This is a genomic window from Pseudomonas sp. TE4620 (assembly GCF_056279045.1).
This window is the reverse complement of the sequence record NZ_JBWBQO010000001.1, coordinates 4,455,552-4,472,775: the sequence shown is the minus strand read 5'-3', so window position 1 is coordinate 4,472,775 and position 17,224 is coordinate 4,455,552. Positions and strand designations below refer to the sequence as shown.

The following is a 17,224-nucleotide window of genomic DNA, read 5'->3' as shown; positions in this document are numbered from 1 at the left end:
CCGCTCCTACATCACGTTGTAGGAGCGGGCTTGCCCCGCGATGTGCGTTTGAAGACGCTTAGAACTTGTAACCCACGCCAACCATGTAGACCCATGGATCGACATCGACGTCGACCTTGGTCTTGCCAACGCCCAGGGCGCTCGGGCCGTCGATGGTGGCCTTGGTGTCGATGTCGACGTACCAGACCGCGGCGTTGATCAGGAAGTTGTCGTTGATCATGTAGTCCATGCCCAACTGACCGGCCAGGCCGACCGAATCCTTCAACTTCATGTTGCTGAAGCCTTGAGCCTTGCGGTTGCTGCTCAGGTCTTCGTCAAAGAACATGGTGTAGTTCAGACCGATACCGGCGTAAGGCTGGAACTTCGACGAAGCTTCCATCGGGTAGTACTGCAGCGACAGGGTCGGTGGCAGTTGCTTGATGTCGCCCAGCTTGCCATCCAGGCCAGCGCCCAGGCCCTTGACGCCCACGGTGTGCTGGAACGGAGTGGCGGCCAGCAGCTCGAGGCCGATGTGGTCGGTCAGCATGTAGGCAAACGCCAGGCCCAGCTGGGTGTCGCTGTCCAGAGTAGCCTTGGTGCCGGACATCTTGGTGCCGTCGAGCTTGATGTCGCCGCTGTTCTCGTTGGGAGCGGTAGTGATCGCACCGGCACGCAGGATGAAGTCGCCAGCCTGGTGGGCGTGGGCAACAGGGGCTGCAAGCGCCAGAGCAACGAGCGAGGCGCCAAGCAAGGACTTGTTCATGGAAGCTCCCAAAGGACGTTTAGAATTTAATGAGTCCAATGGTAAGGAGCTGACGGACGGCGACTTTTGACGCAGCTCAATGAAATCGTCAAAGGCTGACAAGCGGCCATTCATTCTAGCTCGTATGCGTAGATTTTCTCGGCTTCCATTTGATATCCGGCATCGGCCAGCTCGCTGCTGGAGGCTTTGACCTGCATCTGGCCTTCAATCCAGTACGGTTGGTAGAGGTCTTCGACCTTGACGCCGATCTCGCTGAAGATGTGAACGATCTGGTTCGACGGCGGTGGCGGTACATGAATGCAGGCGCCGTAGTAAGGCACCAGCAGGAACTCGGTGGTGCGGCCTTCTTCGCTGACCTCCAGCGGCACGATATACCCCGGCAGTTTGACCTGCTGGCCATCCAGGGCCTTGACCACCGGGGCATTGGGTGCGGTTTGCCGCGCAGCGGGTGCCGATTCGGCAGCCAGGGCGTCGCTCAGTTGCGAAAGGTCGTGCAGCGGCGCCAGTTGCGGCTGGATCACCGGCGCCCCGGCCGGGATCAGTTGCTGCCACTCCAGGGTGCGCGGTTCAGCGGCCCACAGGGGCGAGGCAATCAACAGCAGCAACAGCAGCAAGGCGCGGTTCATCGAGTTACTCACAGGTGAATGGACAGGCCGTCGGCCAGCGACTGGCGATAGGCGCGCCAGGCCGGCACGCTGCCCATCAGCAAGGCGGCGCCAAGGATGATGCCCAGCAGGGTCCATTCATGGGCGCTGGGCCAGGCCAGCGGCAGCAACAGGCCGTAATTGGCCTGCACGTAACCCTGGGCCAGGGCGATGCAGGCGTACAACAAAGCCACCCCGGCGATGATGCCGGCCACCGCCAGGGCCAGTGCTTCGAGCACCAGCAGCCCGGCAATGTGCCAGGGACGCGCGCCGACCGAGCGCAGGATGGCCATTTCCCGGCGCCGTTCGTTGAGGCTGGTGAGGATCGCCGTGAGCATGCCAATCAGGCCGGTCAGCACCACGAACAGCGAGACCACGAACAGCGCCTGCTCGGCCGTGCCCATCAGGCTCCAGAGTTCTTGCAGGGCCACGCCCGGGAGGATCGCCAGCAGCGGCTCGTTGCGGTACTCGTTGATCTCCCGTTGCAGGCTGAAGGTGGCCACCTTGTTGTTCAGGCCGAGCATGAAGGCGGTGATGGCGGCGGGCTTGAGGTCCATGTTGCGCGCCTGATCGGCGCTGATACGCCCGGCGCCGCGGGCCGGCATGCCGTTGTGCCAGTCGATGTGGATGGCTTCCATACCGCCCAGGCTGATGTGCAGGGTGCGGTCGACCGGGGTGCCGGTGCGTTGCAGCACGCCGACCACGGTGAACGGTTTGTCATCGTGTTTGACCAGGCTGATGGCCGCCACGCCATGGGCCAGAACCAGCTTGTCGCCCAGCTTGTAGTGCAGGGCATCGGCCACCTCGGCACCAAGCACCACCTCGAACGGGTCGCTGGCGAAAGCGCGGCCCTCGGCCAGTTGCAGGTTCTGCTTGCGGCCGTACTGGTAGTGCTCGAAATAGCGCGCGTCGGTGCCCATCACCCGGTAGCCGCGATGGGAATCGCCCAGGGAGATGGGAATGGCCCATTTCACCCGTTTGTCGCTGGCGTAGTGTTCGAAGCTCTCCCAGCGGATGTTGTTGGTGGCGTTGCCGATGCGAAACACCGAGTACAGCAGCAGGTTCACCGAGCCCGAGCGGGCGCCGACGATCAGGTCGGTGCCGCTGATGGTGCTGGCAAAGCTGGCGCGGGCTTCGGTGCGCACCCGCTCGACCGCCAGCAGCAGGCACACCGACAGGGCGATGGCGAAGGCGGTCAAAAATGCAGTAAAGCGGCGGTTGGCCAGGCTGGCCAGGGCAAGGCGGAGCAGGTACATCAGGCCTCCAGGTCGTTGGCCGGGCGGGCCGCGCGGTTGAGTTCGGCAAGGGACAGCTGGCGGTCAAACAACGGTGCCAGGCTCTGGTCGTGGCTGACGAACAGCAGGCTCGAGCCGGCCGCACGGCATTCGGCGAACAACAGGCGGATGAAGGCTTCGCGGGTGTCGGCGTCGAGGGCTGATGTTGGCTCGTCGGCGATTACCAGCTCCGGCTGGCCGATCAAGGCCCGGGCGGCGGCAACGCGCTGTTGCTGGCCGATCGACAGGCTGCCCGCGCGGCGGGCAAGCAACGCCGGGTCTTTCAGGCCCAGGTGGGCGAGCAGGCTGGCGGCGGCCTGGTCGATGCTGCCATGGCGCTCGGCGGCGCGTTGCGCGCGGCTGCGCGAGAAGCGGCAGGGCAGTTCGACGTTCTCCCGTACCGAGAGAAACGGCAGCAGGTTGAACTGCTGGAAGATGTAGCCGGTGTGATCGACGCGAAAACGGTCGCGGGCGGCCAGCTTCAGTTCGCTCAAGTCCTGGCCGAGCAGGCGGATGCTGCCGCGATCGGGCTTTTGCACTCCGCCCAAAAGGCCCAGCAGGGTGGTCTTGCCGCTGCCGCTGGGGCCTTTGAGAAACAACGATTCGCCGGCTTCCAGGCGCAGGGCGGGAATCTCCAGCAGGGGGGCTTGGCCCGGCCAGGCGAAGCCCAGGTCGGTCAGTTCAATCAGTGCCTGGCTCATAAATGAACGCCCGGGTTACCCCGGGCGTTTCGCTGCAAAAGGGCTATCAGAAGTTGATCGTGGCCTTGGCCGGGGTCGCTTCGACACCTTGCTGGCCGTTGGGCCCGATCAGTTGCAGGGTAATTTTCTGGGTGGCGGGGAAGGCCTTGAACAACGGAGTCAGGTCGAGGCTCTTGAGCTCAGCGGGCTTGTCGCAGGTCAGCCGGTAATGGGCATGGACCTCACTGTGCTCATGGCCTTCGTGCTCGTCGCCGTCATCATCGACTGCCGGCTTGTCGCCGAACAGCGGGCTTTCCAGCTCCTGGTCACTTTCGCTGCAGTTGGCCGCCTTGGCCAGGCCGAACAGCGCCAATGGTTTTTCCAATTGTGAACGCACGGCAGCAACCTTGGCTTTGTCGGCGGCGCTGGTGGCCGGGTGTTCGAAGCCGACCAGGTTCATCGCCGGGCTGTCCAGTTCCAGTTCCAGGGACTTGTCGTCGAGCACCACATTCAAGCGCGCGACGCCGTGTTCATGGGCGCCGAGGCTGCCATGGGCGTGGTCATGATCGTGGTCGTGGCCTTCATGGGCGTGGGCGACGGCCAGGGGCAACAAGGCAAACGGCAAGGCGAGCAACAGACGACGCATGGGCTGACTCCGCGGAGGCACTGGAATGATTTGGTAATGTTATAACAACTTGTTCGGCGTGCGCCAGTGTGCTTGGCGATGAAGCGTTGGCGTGGGAGCATGGGCCCATTGACTGCGCACAAGGACACCCCCATGCGAATTCGCGGACACATCGGCGACTGGCCGGTAGACCTGACCCTGGAACTGGACCCGGCGGAATGGGCGCAACTGGGCGGCCAGCTGGCCGCTGTGACGCCAGCGCCTGCAGCAGCGGCGAGTGCGGTTGCGGCGGTGCGACCGGATGATGCGCTCTGGCAGGCGGCGCGCGAGGTACTGCGCATGGCCGGGCAGCTCAACGGGCCGGAGTTGCTTGAACACTTGGAAGGGCTGGCGGGCAATACCGCGGCGGGCAAGCGACTGCTGGTGCGCCTGCGCCACAGTGCCGAGGTGAAGGTGCAAAGCGGGGCGGATGCGCCGGTTTATCACTGGGTGGGGTAATGAGGGTATCGCGGGCCAAGCTCGCTCCTACAAGATCAGTAGGAGCGGGCTTGGCCCGCGATCAATTCAATACAAGGCAGCAAACAACTTGCGACGGTAGTTGCCAACTAGCGGGTGGTCGTTGCCCAGCAGGTCAAACACCTGCAGCAAGGTCTTGTGTGCCACCCCGCCGTCATAGCCGCGATTGCGCTTGAACAGCTTGAGCAAGCCTTCCAGCGCCGCTTCGTACTGCTGACGCGACAACTGCTGGATACACAGCTGGTACGCGGCCTCGTCATCTTCAGCATTCTGCGCCAGGCGCGCTTTAAGGTCGGCGACTTCCGGCAGGCTGGCGGCCAGGCCGAGAAAGGTCAGCTGCGCCTTGGCACCGGCCAGGGCAGCCTTGTGCTCGTCGCTCTTGACCGCGTCGAGCACGCTCTGGGCTTCACCCAGTTCGCCGCGCTCAGCCAGGCAGCGGGCGTAGAGGATCAGCGCGCCGGCATTGCTGTTGTCTTCGCTGAGCAGCGCCTTGAGGGTGCTTTCGGCTTCGCTGAAACGGCCTTCGGCAAACAGCGCCTGGGCTTGCTCCAGCGGGTCGGCGGCAGCCGGTGGCGGCAGTTGTACATGGGGTTCGAGCAGGGCGCGAATCGCCGACTCGGGTTGGGCACCGGCAAAGCCGTCGACCGGCTGGCCATCCTTGAACAGCACTACGGTGGGCAGGCTGCGGATGCCGAAGCGGGCGACGATGTCCTGCTCGATATCGCAGTTGACCTTGGCCAGCAGCAGTTCGCCCTGGTAGCTCTCGGTGATCTGCGCCAGCAGCGGCATCAGTGCCTTGCACGGCGCGCACCACTCGGCCCAGAAGTCGACCAGTACCGGTTTATGGAAAGAGTTCTGGATCACCAACTGATCGAAGTCGGCGCCAGTGGCATCGAAAATGTACGGGGTAGCAGGGTTCATCGCGACTCTCGAAAATCCGTGAATGGCATCACTATAAAGGCTGGCGGCTGGCGTGGTACAGGCTGACCCGGCGGAATTCGTGGGGCTCGGCCAGGTCCGGCAGGGTCAGGGCATCGAGCACGCCCAGCGACCGGTACAGCGGGTGGCGGAAATCCCGTACCCGCGAATCGGCGACCAGGGCCTGCTGGCCACGGCTGAGAAACTCGTCCAGCAACGGTAGGTTGGCGCGGTCGTAGAGCACGTCGGCGACCAGGATCAGGTCGAAACGGTCGGCCTCCTGGAAAAAATCGCTGGAATAACTCAGTTCCACCTCATTGAGCTCGGCATTCGCCCGGCAGGCCTGCAGCGCCAGCGGGTCAAGGTCGCAAGCCACCACTTCCAGCGCGCCGGCCTTGGCTGCCGCGATACCGGCAATCCCGGAGCCTGCGCCAAAGTCCAGCACGCGCTTGCCTTCGACCCAATGCCGATGCTCATCCAGGTAGCGGGCCATGGCCAGGCCGCTGGCCCAGCAGAAGCTCCAGTACGGCGGCTCGTGAAGGATGCGCCGGGTTTCTTCGGAGCTGAAGGCGCGGTCCATGTTCTGCGCATCGATCAGCCACAACTTGAGCGCGCACTCGGGCAGGTCGCTGACCACCAGTTGCGCATCCCCAAGCAACTCGCTCAAGGCCTGTTGCAGTGGAGCGGGCGCCATCATGGCGCCTTTTCGAAGCGCAGCGGGCCGGTGGCCTGGGTTTGCGCCTGGGCGATGCGCAGGGGCGGCAGGTGCAGGATCAACTGGCCGGACTTGCTCGCGCGACCGCGCAGCTCGACCCGCGCCCCGGCGGGAAAGGCCTCGGGGTTGAAGCGCAGGCGAAACGGCAGGTCCAGGCCATTGCCGCTGAACGTGCTGCTGGCTAGCAAGCCTTGCGGCCGCCCGCGTTCATCGATCACTAGCAGGGCCAGTTCGACTTCGGCGCCGGCCGGAATGTTCTGCAAGGTGCCGCTCAATTCGCGTTGATAGGCCGGCAGCGGCCCGAGCTCCTTGGCCGGTTTGCTGGCTACCGGGGCTTTGGGCGCCGGCACAGGCTGGGGTTTATCGCTGCTGCACGCGCTCAGCACGGCAGCAAAACTGAGCACGACAAGCGCTCTTGATGGCATGGGGAATTCCTTCGCGGCGTATTTCCTCACTGGATGGTAACCCCTTTGGCTTGTCTTGCCAGTGGGATGCGCTACCATGGCCCTCCCTTTTTTTGTTGCCTGCCACCATGCACTGTCCCTTCTGCGGTGCCAACGACACCAAGGTCATCGACTCGCGACTGGTTGCCGAGGGCGAGCAAGTGCGCCGTCGGCGCGAATGCGTAGCCTGCGGTGAGCGCTTCACCACCTTCGAAACCGCCGAACTGGTTCTGCCCCGGCTGATCAAGCAGGACGGCAGCCGCCAGCCTTTCGACGAAGAAAAACTGCGTGCCGGTATGCAGCGTGCTCTGGAAAAACGTCCGGTCAGCGTCGAGCGCCTGGAAGCGGCGCTGGCGCATATCAAGCACAAGCTGCGGGCTACCGGTGAGCGCGAGATCAAGTCGCTGGTGGTCGGCGAGCTGGTGATGGCCGAGCTGCAAAAGCTCGATGAAGTCGCCTATATCCGCTTCGCCTCGGTGTACCGGCGTTTCCAGGACCTCAACGAGTTCCGTGAAGAAATCGACCGCCTGGCCCGTGTGCCGGCTAAAGAGTGAGCATGTCCAGCGAACGCGCGGTGCTTGATGCGCACTACATGGCCCGGGCCGTCGAGTTGGCCCGCAAAGGCTTGTACTCCACTCACCCGAACCCTCGCGTGGGCTGCGTGATCGTCCGTGACGGCCAGGTGGTTGGCGAAGGCTGGCACGTGCGCGCCGGCGAGCCGCATGCCGAGGTGCATGCCTTGCGCCAGGCCGGCGAGCTGGCCCGCGGCGCTTGCGCCTACGTCACCCTTGAGCCGTGCAGCCACCATGGGCGCACGCCGCCGTGTGCCGAGGCGCTGGTCAAGGCCGGTGTGGCGCGGGTGGTCGCGGCCATGCAGGACCCCAATCCGCAAGTCGCCGGCAACGGCCTCAAGCGCCTGGCCGATGCGGGTATCGAGGTTGCCAGCGGTGTGCTGGAGGCCGAGGCCCGAGCCCTGAACCCGGGCTTTCTCAAGCGTATGGAACACGGCCTGCCGTTCGTCCGGGCCAAGCTGGCGATGAGCCTGGACGGCCGCACGGCCATGGCCAGCGGCGAGAGCCAGTGGATTACCGGCCCGGCGGCGCGCTCGGCAGTGCAGCGTTTGCGCGCCCGCTCCAGCGTGGTGCTGACCAGTGCCGAAAGCGTATTGGCCGACAACGCGCGGATGACCGTGCGCGCCGAAGAACTGGGCCTGGACCCGGCAACCACCGCGCTGGCCCTGGCGCGTCCGCCCTTGCGGGTGTTGATCGATGGTCGCTTGCGTGTGCCGCTCGATGCGCCGTTCTTTACCGCCGGCCCGGCCCTGGTGGTCACCGCCGCTGAAGCCGACGCACGTTATGCCCAGGCCGGTCATGAGCTGCTGAGCCTGCCCGGCAGTGCTGGCCGCGTCGACCTGCCGGCGCTGATGCTTGAGCTGGCCGCGCGTGGCGTCAACGAAGTGCTGGTCGAAGCCGGTGCCGGCCTGGTCGGCGCCTTTGCCCGGCAGGGACTGATCGACGAGTACCAGATTTTTGTCGCCGGACGCATCCTTGGCTCCAGTGCCCGGCCGTTGCTCGACTGGCCCCTGGATAAAATGAGCCAGGCGCCCCATTTGCAGATCACCGAAATGCGCGCAGTAGGCGATGACTGGCGAGTCACTGCAGTACCCAAGCCTGCGCCCGGCGTATAATTTGCGGCTAGCGCCATGCGCAGCCCTGTTCTCGAGGAGGACTTCATGTTCACCGGCATCATCGAATCGATTGGCAGCATCCGTTCCCTGACCCCAAAAGGCGGTGACGTGCGGGTGTATGTCGAAACCGGCAAGCTCGACCTGGGCGACGTCAAGCTGGGCGACAGCATCGCCGTCAACGGCGTGTGCCTGACCGCGGTCGAGCTGCCTGGCGATGGCTTCTGGGCCGACGTCAGCCGCGAAACCCTCGACTGCACCGCCTTCAACGAGCTCAAAAGCGGCAGCCGGGTCAACCTCGAAAAAGCCCTGACGCCGACCACCCGCCTGGGCGGTCACCTGGTCAGCGGCCATGTCGACGGCGTCGGCGAAGTGGTCTCGCGCAGCGATAACGCCCGCGCCATCCAGTTCCGCATCCGTGCACCCAAGGAGCTGGCCAAGTACATTGCCCACAAGGGCTCGATCACCGTCGACGGCACCAGCCTGACGGTGAACGTCGTCGATGGCGCCGAGTTCGAGCTGACCATCGTCCCGCACACCCTGGCCGAAACCATCATGGCCGACTACCGTCCAGGTCGTCGGGTGAACCTTGAGGTCGACCTGCTGGCACGTTACCTGGAGCGTCTGCTGCTGGGTGACAAGGCCGCCGAGCCAAGCAAAGGCAGCGGCATCACCGAAAGTTTCCTGGCCGCCAACGGCTACCTGAAATCCTGATTTGAAAGGGGGTGCCGAGTGGCGCTCAACAGCATCGAAGAACTGGTCGAAGACATCCGCCAAGGCAAAATGGTCATCCTCATGGATGACGAAGACCGCGAGAACGAAGGCGACCTGATCATGGCCGCCGAGTGCTGCAAGGCCGAGCACATCAACTTCATGGCCAAGCACGCCCGCGGCCTGATCTGCATGCCGATGTCGCGCGAGCGCTGCGAAACGCTCAAGCTGCCGCTGATGGCGCCACGCAATGGCTCGGGTTTCGGCACCAAGTTCACCGTGTCGATCGAAGCCGCCACCGGCGTCACCACCGGCATTTCCGCCGCCGACCGCGCGCGCACCGTGCAGGCTGCCGCCGCCCGTGATGCCAAGGCCGAAGACATTGTCAGCCCCGGTCACATTTTCCCGCTGATGGCCCAGCCTGGCGGTACCCTGGCCCGTGCCGGCCACACCGAAGCTGCCTGCGACCTGGCGCGCATGGCCGGTTTCGAGCCGAGCGGGGTGATTTGCGAGGTGATGAACGACGACGGCACCATGTCGCGTCGCGCCGAACTCGAGACTTTTGCCGCCGAACACAACATCAAGATCGGCACCATTGCCGACCTGATCCACTACCGGATGATCCACGAACGTACCGTTCAGCGGGTTTCCGAGCAGCCGCTGGACAGCGAGCTGGGCCATTTCAACCTGGTCACCTACCGTGATTCGGTCGAAGGCGATGTGCACATGGCGCTGACCCTGGGTAACATTTGCGCCGAAGAACCGACCCTGGTGCGGGTGCACAACATGGACCCGCTGCGCGACCTGCTGATGGTCAAACAACCGGGCCGCTGGAGCCTGCGCGCGGCCATGAGCGCCGTTGCAGACGCCGGCAGCGGCGTGGTGCTGCTGCTCGGCCACCCGCTCGATGGCGACGTGCTGCTGGCGCACATTCGCGAAAGCGCCGACGCTGGCGTCCAGGCGAAAACCCCGACCACCTACAGCACCGTCGGTGCCGGTTCGCAGATCCTGCGCGACCTGGGCGTGCGCAAAATGCGCCTGATGAGTTCGCCAATGAAGTTCAATGCGATATCCGGATTCGATCTGGAAGTTGTAGAATACGTGCCCTCCGAATAAAGCAGGCGGTTTTTCGCGCTGCCATTCGTGTCCCAAACACCCACAGGCCGCCTGTTTGCGGCCTGGCTCTTTAAGATGAGAACTCCGCAATGACCCTGAAGACCATCGAAGGTACCTTCATTGCCCCCAAAGGTCGCTATGCTTTGGTGGTTGGCCGCTTCAACAGCTTCGTCGTCGAAAGCCTGGTGAGCGGTGCCGTTGATGCCCTGGTTCGCCACGGTGTGAACGAAAGCGACATCACCATCATCCGTGCCCCGGGTGCCTTCGAAATCCCGCTGGTGGCGCAGAAAGTCGCCCAGCAAAGCGAATATGCCGCGATCATCGCCCTGGGCGCCGTGATCCGTGGCGGTACCCCGCACTTCGAATACGTTGCGGGCGAATGCACCAAGGGCCTGGCCCAGGTGTCCATGGAGTTCGGCGTGCCGGTCTCCTTCGGTGTCCTGACCGTCGATTCGATCGAACAGGCCATTGAGCGTTCCGGCACCAAGGCCGGCAACAAGGGCGCCGAAGCTGCCCTGTCCGCTCTGGAAATGGTCAGCCTGCTGGCGCAGTTGGAGGCCAAGTGATTAGCGACGAAAGCGATCGTTTCAACCCGCGCGATCCAAAACCTGCGGATGCTGGCAAGCCATCGAAAAGCGCCAAGCGTCGCGAAGCCCGTCAGCTCGCGACCCAGGCCCTGTACCAATGGCATATGGCCAAGCAGTCGCTGAACGAGATCGAAGCGCAGTTCCGGGTCGATAACGATTTCACCGATGTCGACGGTGCCTACTTCCGCGAAATCCTCCATGGGGTTCCGGCGAAGAAAGTCGAAATCGACGAAGCACTCAAGCCGTGCCTTGACCTGACTATTGAAGAGCTCGATCCGGTTGAACTGGCGGTGCTGCGCCTGTCCACCTGGGAGTTCATGATGCGCGTTGATGTTCCGTACCGCGTTGTGATCAACGAAGGTATCGAACTGGCCAAGGTGTTCGGTTCGACCGACGGCCACAAGTTCGTCAACGGCGTGCTCGACAAGCTGGCACCACGCCTGCGTGAAGCCGAAGTCAAGGCGTTCAAGCGCTGATTCCGGCGCTCTGTGCCAATGGGTGAGTTCGAGCTGATCCGTCATTACTTCGCCGCCGCGTCCTGTGCGCAAGGCGGCGAAGGTGTGGCCCTGGGCATTGGCGATGATTGCGCCTTGCTCAGCGTGCCAGCCGGCGAACAGCTGGCGATCTCTACCGATACGCTGGTGGCCGGGGTGCATTTCCCGGCTGTCTGCGACCCTTTTCTGCTCGGTCAGCGTTCGCTGGCCGTCGCTGCCAGTGACCTGGCTGCCATGGGCGCCACGCCCATCGGCTTTACCCTTGCCCTGACCCTGCCCGAGGTTCGCGCCGACTGGCTGCAGGCTTATGCCCGCGGTTTGAACCAGATGGCCGAAAGCTGCCAGCTGAGCTTGATCGGCGGCGACACCACCCGTGGCCCGCTGAGCCTGACCATGACCGTGTTCGGCCGCGTACCCGGCGGCCAGGCCCTGACCCGCAGCGGTGCCCGCGCCGGCGACCTGCTGTGCGTCGGCGGCGAACTGGGCAATGCCGCCGGCGCCTTGCCGCTGGTGCTGGGCGAGCGCATGGCCGAGGCGGCCCAGGCCGAACCATTGCTGGCCCATTACTGGTCGCCGCAACCGCAACTGGCGCTGGGCCAGGTGCTGCGCGGCAAGGCAACCTCGGCGCTGGATATCTCCGACGGCCTGCTCGCCGATTGCGGACATATCGCCAAGGCGTCGCAGGTGGCATTGCAGGTCGAGCTGGAGCGGCTACCGTTGTCGGCGGCGCTGCTGGCCTTTTTCGGTCGCGCAGGCGCGCAACAGGCGGCATTGGCCGGCGGCGACGATTACGTCCTGGCCTTCACCTTGCCCGAAGCTGAGCTTGCACCGTTGCTGGCGGCCGGCTGGCCGGTCCATGTGGTCGGGCGGGTGAGTGCCGGCAGCGGCGTGCGCCTGCTTGATGGCAGTGGCCAGGACATCACCCCGCACACCCGGGGCTATCAACATTTTAAGGAGACACCGTGACCGATCACCCCAAACAGGTGCCTGCGGAGTTCGTTCCGCCGTCGGTCTGGCGCAATCCCTGGCATTTCCTGGCATTCGGCTTTGGCTCCGGAACCCTGCCCAAGGCGCCGGGAACCTGGGGCTCGCTGGTGGCTCTACCGTTTATCCCGTTGTGGCAGATGCTGCCCGATTGGGGCTACTGGCTGATGCTCGGGTTGACCATGCTGTTCGGCTTCTGGCTGTGCGGCAAGGTCGCGGATGACCTCAAGGTCCACGACCATGAGGGCATCGTCTGGGACGAAATGGTCGGCATGTGGATAACCCTGTGGCTGGTGCCGGAGGGCTGGATGTGGCTGCTGGCGGGCTTTTTGATGTTCCGTTTCTTCGACATCCTCAAGCCCTGGCCGATCCGCTGGATTGATCGTCATGTGCATGGCGGGGTCGGGATCATGCTCGACGATGTTCTGGCCGGGGTGTTTGCCTGGCTGGGCATGCAGGTTCTGGTATGGAGTTTCACCTAAGGAGCGGGGCGATGACGGGATGGCGGCTGTTGCTGGTGTTGCTGGTCCTGGCGGCAGGTGTGGTCAAGGCGGCGGACGCGCCGTCGGCGACACCTGGCCAGGTTCGTCTGGTCAGTGAAGAGTGGCTCGACTACACCAACGCCGACGGCAGCGGCCTGGCCTGGGACGTGCTGCGCAAGGTGTTCGAGCCGGCCGGCGTCAAGGTTCGCACCCAGAGTGCGCCGTACAGCCGCGCGGTAGGCCTGGTCAAACGCGGTGAGGCCGATGCCTGGGTCGGTTCCTATCACGAAGAGAACGCCGACAACCTCTATCCGCGCTGGCATTTCGATATGGACCATATCTATGCCCTGGGCCTGGCCACCAGCCCTGTGCCGACCCAGCAGACCCTCGGCCAGTATCGCCTGGCCTGGGTGCGCGGCTATGACTACAAAAGCTATCTGCCCAATGTCGGTCACTTTCGCGAAATCCAGCGCCGCGAGGGGATCTTGCCGATGCTTGAACATGATCGCGTCGACTACTACATCGATGCCCTGACCGAAGTCGACTATGTGCTCGGCCAGGCCCCCGATCCCAAGCTGTTTCGCCGCAGCCACCTGGCGGAGCTGCCGCTGTACCTGGCCTTTGGCCGCACCGCCGAGGGCAAGGCGTTGCGCGCGCTGTTCGACCAGCGCATGGACAAGCTGGTGGCCAGTGGCGAGTTGCAGGCGATCTTCGAGCACTGGAAGCAGCCCTATCCGTTCGACGGCGAGGGCAAGCGGCCGTAGCTGATATCGAACTTGTCGATCTGTTTGCCCAATAATTCAGCCTAAGCAGCGGCGCCACGCTGCTGATACAATCGGCCCACGTCAATTTTCAAGTTACTGATCAGGAGCACAACGTGCCCGTCGTTTTTGTTGCCGCTTCCAAGCTGCCTACCCCGTTTGCGACCTTCACCATGCATGGTTTTCTCGATGAAGCCACCGGCCGCGAGCACGTCGTGCTCAGCCTGGGTGATGTGGCCGATGGGCAGCCGGTGCTGGGGCGCCTGCATTCCGAATGCCTGACCGGCGACGCCTTGTTCAGCCAGCGCTGCGACTGCGGTTCGCAACTCGAAGCGGCCCTGCAGGCGATCGCCCGCGAAGGCCGCGGCGTGCTGCTGTACCTGCGTCAGGAAGGCCGTGGCATTGGCCTGTTGAACAAGATCCGCGCCTACGAGCTGCAAGATGGCGGCGCCGACACCGTCGAAGCCAACGAACGCCTGGGCTTTGCCGCCGACCAGCGTGACTACGGCATGTGCCAGCCGATGCTCGAGCACCTGGGTGTCAAGTCGCTGCGGCTGATGACCAACAATCCGCGCAAGGTCAAGGCACTGACCGGCATGGGCATTCCGGTTGCCGAGCGGGTGCCGCTGCACACCGGCCACAACCCGCATAACAAACACTACCTGGCGACCAAAGCCGGCAAGCTCGGCCACATGATGGGCAACGAGCACCAGGGCGAGGCCGGTCGGGCGTGACCCGCGCCCAGGTTCGCCGTCGCCTGGAGCTGGCCTGGTGGCAGTACCTGGCGGTGGCGCTGGCGCCGTTGCTGGTGTTTGCCTGGGCCTTCGGTGGCGTGCAGGCGTTGATTCCGATCCTGGCCATGCCGATGTTTATCGCCGGCGTGGCCTCGATGTTTCTCAGCCTGCCGCGCTTTGGCGCCTACAAGCACGGGCTGATCGCCACCCAGAAAGCCCTGAACAGCGACGATGAACCTGCGGCCTGGATCGAGCTGGCACGTATCCGCCGCCTGGGCATGTTGTTCGCCTGCCTGCCGGCCTGGGTCGCCGCGTTGTCGGTATTCGTTGGCCTTGAGGCGGTGCCGCAGATCCTCCTGGCAATCTCCAGCGTGGTCCTGCTCTACCTCTATCGCATTCCTCGCCAGCTCGGCTGATGCGTCGCTACCTGTGGCTGTTGCTGCTGGCCTTCGGTATGCCGCTGGCCGCGGCGCCGCGGGTGGTCAGCCTGGCGCCCTCGATCACTGAAATCATCCTCGAGCTGCAAGCCGGCGACCTGCTGGTGGGCATGGCCGAGTGGCACGAACGGCCGACGCAGTTAAGCACCGTACCGTTGGTGGGCCGTTATGGCCAACTGGACATGGAGCGCCTGCTCAGCGTGCGCCCGGACCTGGTGCTGTACTGGCCGGGCAGCGTGCCGGCGGCCCAGCGCGACCAGCTCGAACGCCTGGGTATCCCGCTATACAGCGTCGATGTGCACGAGCTGGATGACCTGGTGTCGCAGGTGGACGAAATTGGCCTGCGGATCGGGCGCAAGGCGCAGGGCGGGCAGTTATCCACAGCCTTGCGCCAGCGCCTTGCCGCGTTGCGCCAGCAGTACCATCGCGAGCAGGCGCTGACGGTGTTCTACCAGGTCTGGGACAAGCCGCTGTATACGGTTGGTGGTTACCAGATCATCTCCGATGCGCTGAGTGTCTGCGGCGCGCGCAATGTGTTTGCCGACCTCCCCCAGCCGGCGCCGCAGGTTAACCTGGAGACCGTGCTGGCGCGCAACCCGCAGGTGATCCTTGCCCCTGATCAGCTCCAGCTCGAGGCCTGGAAGGCCTGGCCGCACGTCGCTGCCGTGCGTGATGGCCTGTTGCTGCAGGTGCCGGACAAAGGCCTGGAGCGCCCCAGCGGGCAGATGATCGAAGCGACGGCCAAGCTGTGCGAACTGCTGCTGGCTAAAGCGCCGGTGTCCAGGTGACGCCAAGCAGCCAGGTGCGGCCCTCTTCGCGGTAGCCGTAGCTTGCACCCTCGTAGTTGTACAGGGCGCGTGAGTAGGCCTTGTCGAAGAGGTTATCCAGCTTGAAGTCCAGCTTGATCTCGCGGTTTAACGCCCAACTGCCACGCAGTCCGAGCAGGCCGTAGCCGCCGAGCTTGCTGCTGTTGGCTTCATCGTCGTAACTGCTGCTCACTGCTTGCCAGCTGGCGCCCACGCCCCATTTATCGTATTGCCGGTCAAGGTCCAGGCTCAGTGTTCTGCGGGCTCGTCGTGCCAGGGTGTGACCGCTGTCGCGGTCACGGGGGTCGATCAACGCCAGGCCCAGATTGCTTTGCCAGCCAAACCATTGCTGATGCAATGCAGCCTCGAAGCCGCTCACTCGCGCGGAGGCGACGTTTCTTGGGATCGAACCTTCACCGAAAATGATCGCATCGCGCAGCTCTGTACGATAAATCGACGTTTCCAGTCGGCTGTCTTCACTCAGCTGGCTGCGCCATTGTAATTCGTAGCTTTTCGAGCGCTCAGGCTTTAGGTTCGGGTTGCTGTACTGGGGGTAGTACAGGTCATTGAACGTGGGTGCACGAAAGCCTTCGCTGTAGGAGAGCAGCAGGTCATTGTTGGCGTTGACCGGCAAGGTCAGGCTGCCACTCCAGGTATTATTCCCGCCGAATTGCTGGTTCTGATCGCGGCGCAAGCCGATTTCGGTGGCGAACCATTGGCCTTTGAAGCGGTGCTGAACGAAGGCTGCGCGATTCCAGCGGCTATCTTCGTCGAAGTTGGTACTGCCATGTACGCGGTCCTGGTACCAGTCGGCGCCCAGCATCACGCTGTTCTGGTCATCGAAAGCCAGGTCGTTCTGCCAGCTGGCGGAGTCGCGATAGGTATTGAACTCGCTGGCGTCTGCGCTGAGTTTGTCTCGTTTCTTGTCGCGGTTTTCGCTATGGCCGAGTTCCAGGCGCGAGTACCAGCGATCATTGAGCTGGGCGCCTAAATACGTCCCCAGGCTGCTGACGTTGAAATCGGTGTAAGGGGCCTGGCCGAAGCTCTGGAAAGTGTCCATGTCGAAGCGCCCGTACGGGTTGTCGTACTCGCTGCGGCCATGGCTGTCGAGCAGGTTCAGACCGGCCTCGATGTTGTCGTTGAAACTATGGCTCAGGCTCAGGTTGAACGACTTGTTACGGTAGGCGTCGTGGTCGCCATCGCTGGGGTAGGAGGTGTGGGTCCAATTGATACCGGCGCTTTCATCGAGGCTGGCGCCAAGATTGAAGCGGGTATTCTGATCACCGCCTGAAACACCGAGGCTGCGCTGCCAGGTCTGTTCACTGCCGGCGGCCAGGCGCAGGCGTGGTTGCAGGCCCTGTTGTGCACTGCGGCGAGTGAAGATCTGAATGACGCCACCAATGGCGTCGCTGCCATAGACCGCCGAGCGTGAACCGCGCAGTACCTCGACACGTTCGATCTGGTCAATACTGAGAAACTGCAAGCCACTGTCACCGGAGGTGGCATTGGCAATGCGCACACCGTCCACCAGTACCAGGCTTTGTGCTGTCTTGCTGCCACGGATGTAAATGCCTGGAACGCTGCCGCGCCCGCCTGTAGGTGCCACCTGAACCCCCGGCACCCGAGTCAGCAGGTCAGTAACACTGGAAGGCTGCAGGCGGTCGATGTCGTCGCGGGTGAACACCGTATTGGCGGCGCTGGTTTGCGTGCGGTCTTCAACCTGGCGGTTGGCACTGATCAGTGTGTTGGGCAGTTTCAGGGCGCTTTCGCGGTCGATCGGGTCGGCCAGCAGGGTGGTTGGCAGGCATAGCAGGAGGGGAGCAAGGCGCAGGGATTTCATGGGCAGTTCCATTGCAATCGCGGGGCAAGCC

22 protein-coding genes are annotated in these 17,224 nt (G+C 63.8%); 13 read left to right on the top strand and 9 right to left on the bottom strand.

What is annotated here, in order from left to right:
• Positions 1-58: 58 nt before the first annotated feature.
• From ACZ9A3_RS20770 to ACZ9A3_RS20750, 5 genes are all read right to left on the bottom strand, one after another.
• Positions 59-742, bottom strand: coding sequence for an OmpW/AlkL family protein (locus ACZ9A3_RS20770; RefSeq protein ID WP_038998518.1), 684 nt, complete (start codon positions 740-742; stop codon positions 59-61).
• 110 nt (positions 743-852) lie between these two features.
• Positions 853-1,368, bottom strand: coding sequence for a DUF3299 domain-containing protein (locus tag ACZ9A3_RS20765; protein WP_093379026.1), 516 nt, complete (start codon positions 1,366-1,368; stop codon positions 853-855).
• Positions 1,369-1,376: 8 nt separating this feature from the next.
• On the bottom strand, positions 1,377-2,642 hold the full coding sequence (locus ACZ9A3_RS20760) for an ABC transporter permease (RefSeq protein ID WP_045199986.1): 1,266 nt from the start codon (positions 2,640-2,642) through the stop codon (positions 1,377-1,379).
• On the bottom strand, positions 2,642-3,361 hold the full coding sequence (locus ACZ9A3_RS20755; RefSeq protein ID WP_123565079.1) for an ABC transporter ATP-binding protein: 720 nt from the start codon (positions 3,359-3,361) through the stop codon (positions 2,642-2,644). The genes ACZ9A3_RS20760 and ACZ9A3_RS20755 overlap by 1 nt, the downstream gene beginning before the upstream one ends.
• Before the next feature lie 46 nt (positions 3,362-3,407).
• Positions 3,408-3,986, bottom strand: coding sequence for a DUF2796 domain-containing protein (locus tag ACZ9A3_RS20750; RefSeq protein ID WP_045199983.1), 579 nt, complete (start codon positions 3,984-3,986; stop codon positions 3,408-3,410).
• Positions 3,987-4,118: 132 nt separating this feature from the next.
• On the opposite strand from ACZ9A3_RS20750, the gene ACZ9A3_RS20745 reads away from it, so the two are divergent.
• Positions 4,119-4,463 carry a hypothetical protein gene (locus ACZ9A3_RS20745; protein ID WP_476253080.1) on the top strand — a complete coding sequence of 115 codons (345 nt, stop codon included), beginning with the start codon at positions 4,119-4,121 and terminating at the stop codon, positions 4,461-4,463.
• 66 nt (positions 4,464-4,529) lie between these two features.
• Here the strand turns inward: ACZ9A3_RS20745 and trxA are convergent, their stop codons facing one another.
• Genes trxA through ACZ9A3_RS20730 form a run of 3 tightly spaced genes read right to left on the bottom strand, consistent with a single transcriptional unit; the run spans position 4,530 to position 6,539 of the window.
• Positions 4,530-5,402, bottom strand: coding sequence for a thioredoxin (trxA, locus tag ACZ9A3_RS20740; RefSeq protein ID WP_476253079.1), 873 nt, complete (start codon positions 5,400-5,402; stop codon positions 4,530-4,532).
• Positions 5,403-5,433: 31 nt separating this feature from the next.
• Positions 5,434-6,093 (bottom strand): class I SAM-dependent methyltransferase, encoded by a 660-nt coding sequence (locus tag ACZ9A3_RS20735; RefSeq protein ID WP_045199977.1) that lies wholly within the window; start codon positions 6,091-6,093, stop codon positions 5,434-5,436.
• On the bottom strand, positions 6,093-6,539 hold the full coding sequence (locus tag ACZ9A3_RS20730; RefSeq protein ID WP_093379042.1) for a YbaY family lipoprotein: 447 nt from the start codon (positions 6,537-6,539) through the stop codon (positions 6,093-6,095). The genes ACZ9A3_RS20735 and ACZ9A3_RS20730 overlap by 1 nt, the downstream gene beginning before the upstream one ends.
• Before the next feature lie 107 nt (positions 6,540-6,646).
• On the opposite strand from ACZ9A3_RS20730, the gene nrdR reads away from it, so the two are divergent.
• The 12 genes from nrdR to ACZ9A3_RS20670 all read left to right on the top strand — a co-directional run bounded on the left by nrdR (position 6,647) and on the right by ACZ9A3_RS20670 (position 15,335).
• Entirely contained in the window at positions 6,647-7,111 is a 465-nt protein-coding gene (nrdR, locus tag ACZ9A3_RS20725) for a transcriptional regulator NrdR (RefSeq protein ID WP_010222838.1), read from the top strand.
• Between the two features lie 2 nt (positions 7,112-7,113).
• Positions 7,114-8,244: a bifunctional diaminohydroxyphosphoribosylaminopyrimidine deaminase/5-amino-6-(5-phosphoribosylamino)uracil reductase RibD gene (ribD, locus tag ACZ9A3_RS20720; RefSeq protein ID WP_476253078.1), complete on the top strand. Its 1,131-nt coding sequence runs from the start codon at positions 7,114-7,116 to the stop codon at positions 8,242-8,244.
• Positions 8,245-8,289: 45 nt separating this feature from the next.
• Positions 8,290-8,955 carry a riboflavin synthase gene (locus ACZ9A3_RS20715; RefSeq protein WP_010222840.1) on the top strand — a complete coding sequence of 222 codons (666 nt, stop codon included), beginning with the start codon at positions 8,290-8,292 and terminating at the stop codon, positions 8,953-8,955.
• Positions 8,956-8,973: 18 nt separating this feature from the next.
• Positions 8,974-10,068, top strand: coding sequence for a bifunctional 3,4-dihydroxy-2-butanone-4-phosphate synthase/GTP cyclohydrolase II (gene ribBA, locus ACZ9A3_RS20710; RefSeq protein WP_093379049.1), 1,095 nt, complete (start codon positions 8,974-8,976; stop codon positions 10,066-10,068).
• An 89-nt stretch (positions 10,069-10,157) separates the two neighbouring features.
• Positions 10,158-10,634 (top strand): 6,7-dimethyl-8-ribityllumazine synthase, encoded by a 477-nt coding sequence (gene ribH / locus ACZ9A3_RS20705; protein WP_010222842.1) that lies wholly within the window; start codon positions 10,158-10,160, stop codon positions 10,632-10,634.
• Positions 10,631-11,131 carry a transcription antitermination factor NusB gene (nusB, locus tag ACZ9A3_RS20700; protein WP_093379052.1) on the top strand — a complete coding sequence of 167 codons (501 nt, stop codon included), beginning with the start codon at positions 10,631-10,633 and terminating at the stop codon, positions 11,129-11,131. Before ribH ends, nusB begins: the two co-directional genes overlap by 4 nt.
• 18 nt (positions 11,132-11,149) lie before the next feature.
• Complete coding sequence (thiL, locus tag ACZ9A3_RS20695; protein WP_093379055.1) at positions 11,150-12,115, top strand: thiamine-phosphate kinase; 966 nt, start codon at positions 11,150-11,152, stop codon at positions 12,113-12,115.
• On the top strand, positions 12,112-12,615 hold the full coding sequence (locus ACZ9A3_RS20690; protein WP_045199966.1) for a phosphatidylglycerophosphatase A family protein: 504 nt from the start codon (positions 12,112-12,114) through the stop codon (positions 12,613-12,615). Before thiL ends, ACZ9A3_RS20690 begins: the two co-directional genes overlap by 4 nt.
• Before the next feature lie 11 nt (positions 12,616-12,626).
• On the top strand, positions 12,627-13,379 hold the full coding sequence (locus tag ACZ9A3_RS20685; protein WP_476253077.1) for a substrate-binding periplasmic protein: 753 nt from the start codon (positions 12,627-12,629) through the stop codon (positions 13,377-13,379).
• Between the two features lie 113 nt (positions 13,380-13,492).
• The gene (ribA, locus tag ACZ9A3_RS20680) at positions 13,493-14,110 is read left to right on the top strand and encodes a GTP cyclohydrolase II (protein ID WP_010222848.1); all 618 of its coding nucleotides are present in this window, start codon (positions 13,493-13,495) and stop codon (positions 14,108-14,110) included.
• Positions 14,107-14,526, top strand: a complete 420-nt coding sequence (locus ACZ9A3_RS20675; RefSeq protein WP_045199962.1) for a hypothetical protein — start codon at positions 14,107-14,109, stop codon at positions 14,524-14,526. Before ribA ends, ACZ9A3_RS20675 begins: the two co-directional genes overlap by 4 nt.
• Positions 14,526-15,335: a cobalamin-binding protein gene (locus tag ACZ9A3_RS20670; protein WP_476253076.1), complete on the top strand. Its 810-nt coding sequence runs from the start codon at positions 14,526-14,528 to the stop codon at positions 15,333-15,335. The genes ACZ9A3_RS20675 and ACZ9A3_RS20670 overlap by 1 nt, the downstream gene beginning before the upstream one ends.
• Here ACZ9A3_RS20670 and ACZ9A3_RS20665 read toward each other — a convergent pair.
• Positions 15,313-17,193, bottom strand: coding sequence for a TonB-dependent receptor domain-containing protein (locus tag ACZ9A3_RS20665; RefSeq protein WP_476253075.1), 1,881 nt, complete (start codon positions 17,191-17,193; stop codon positions 15,313-15,315). The genes ACZ9A3_RS20670 and ACZ9A3_RS20665 overlap by 23 nt on opposite strands.
• Positions 17,194-17,224 lie beyond the last annotated feature (31 nt).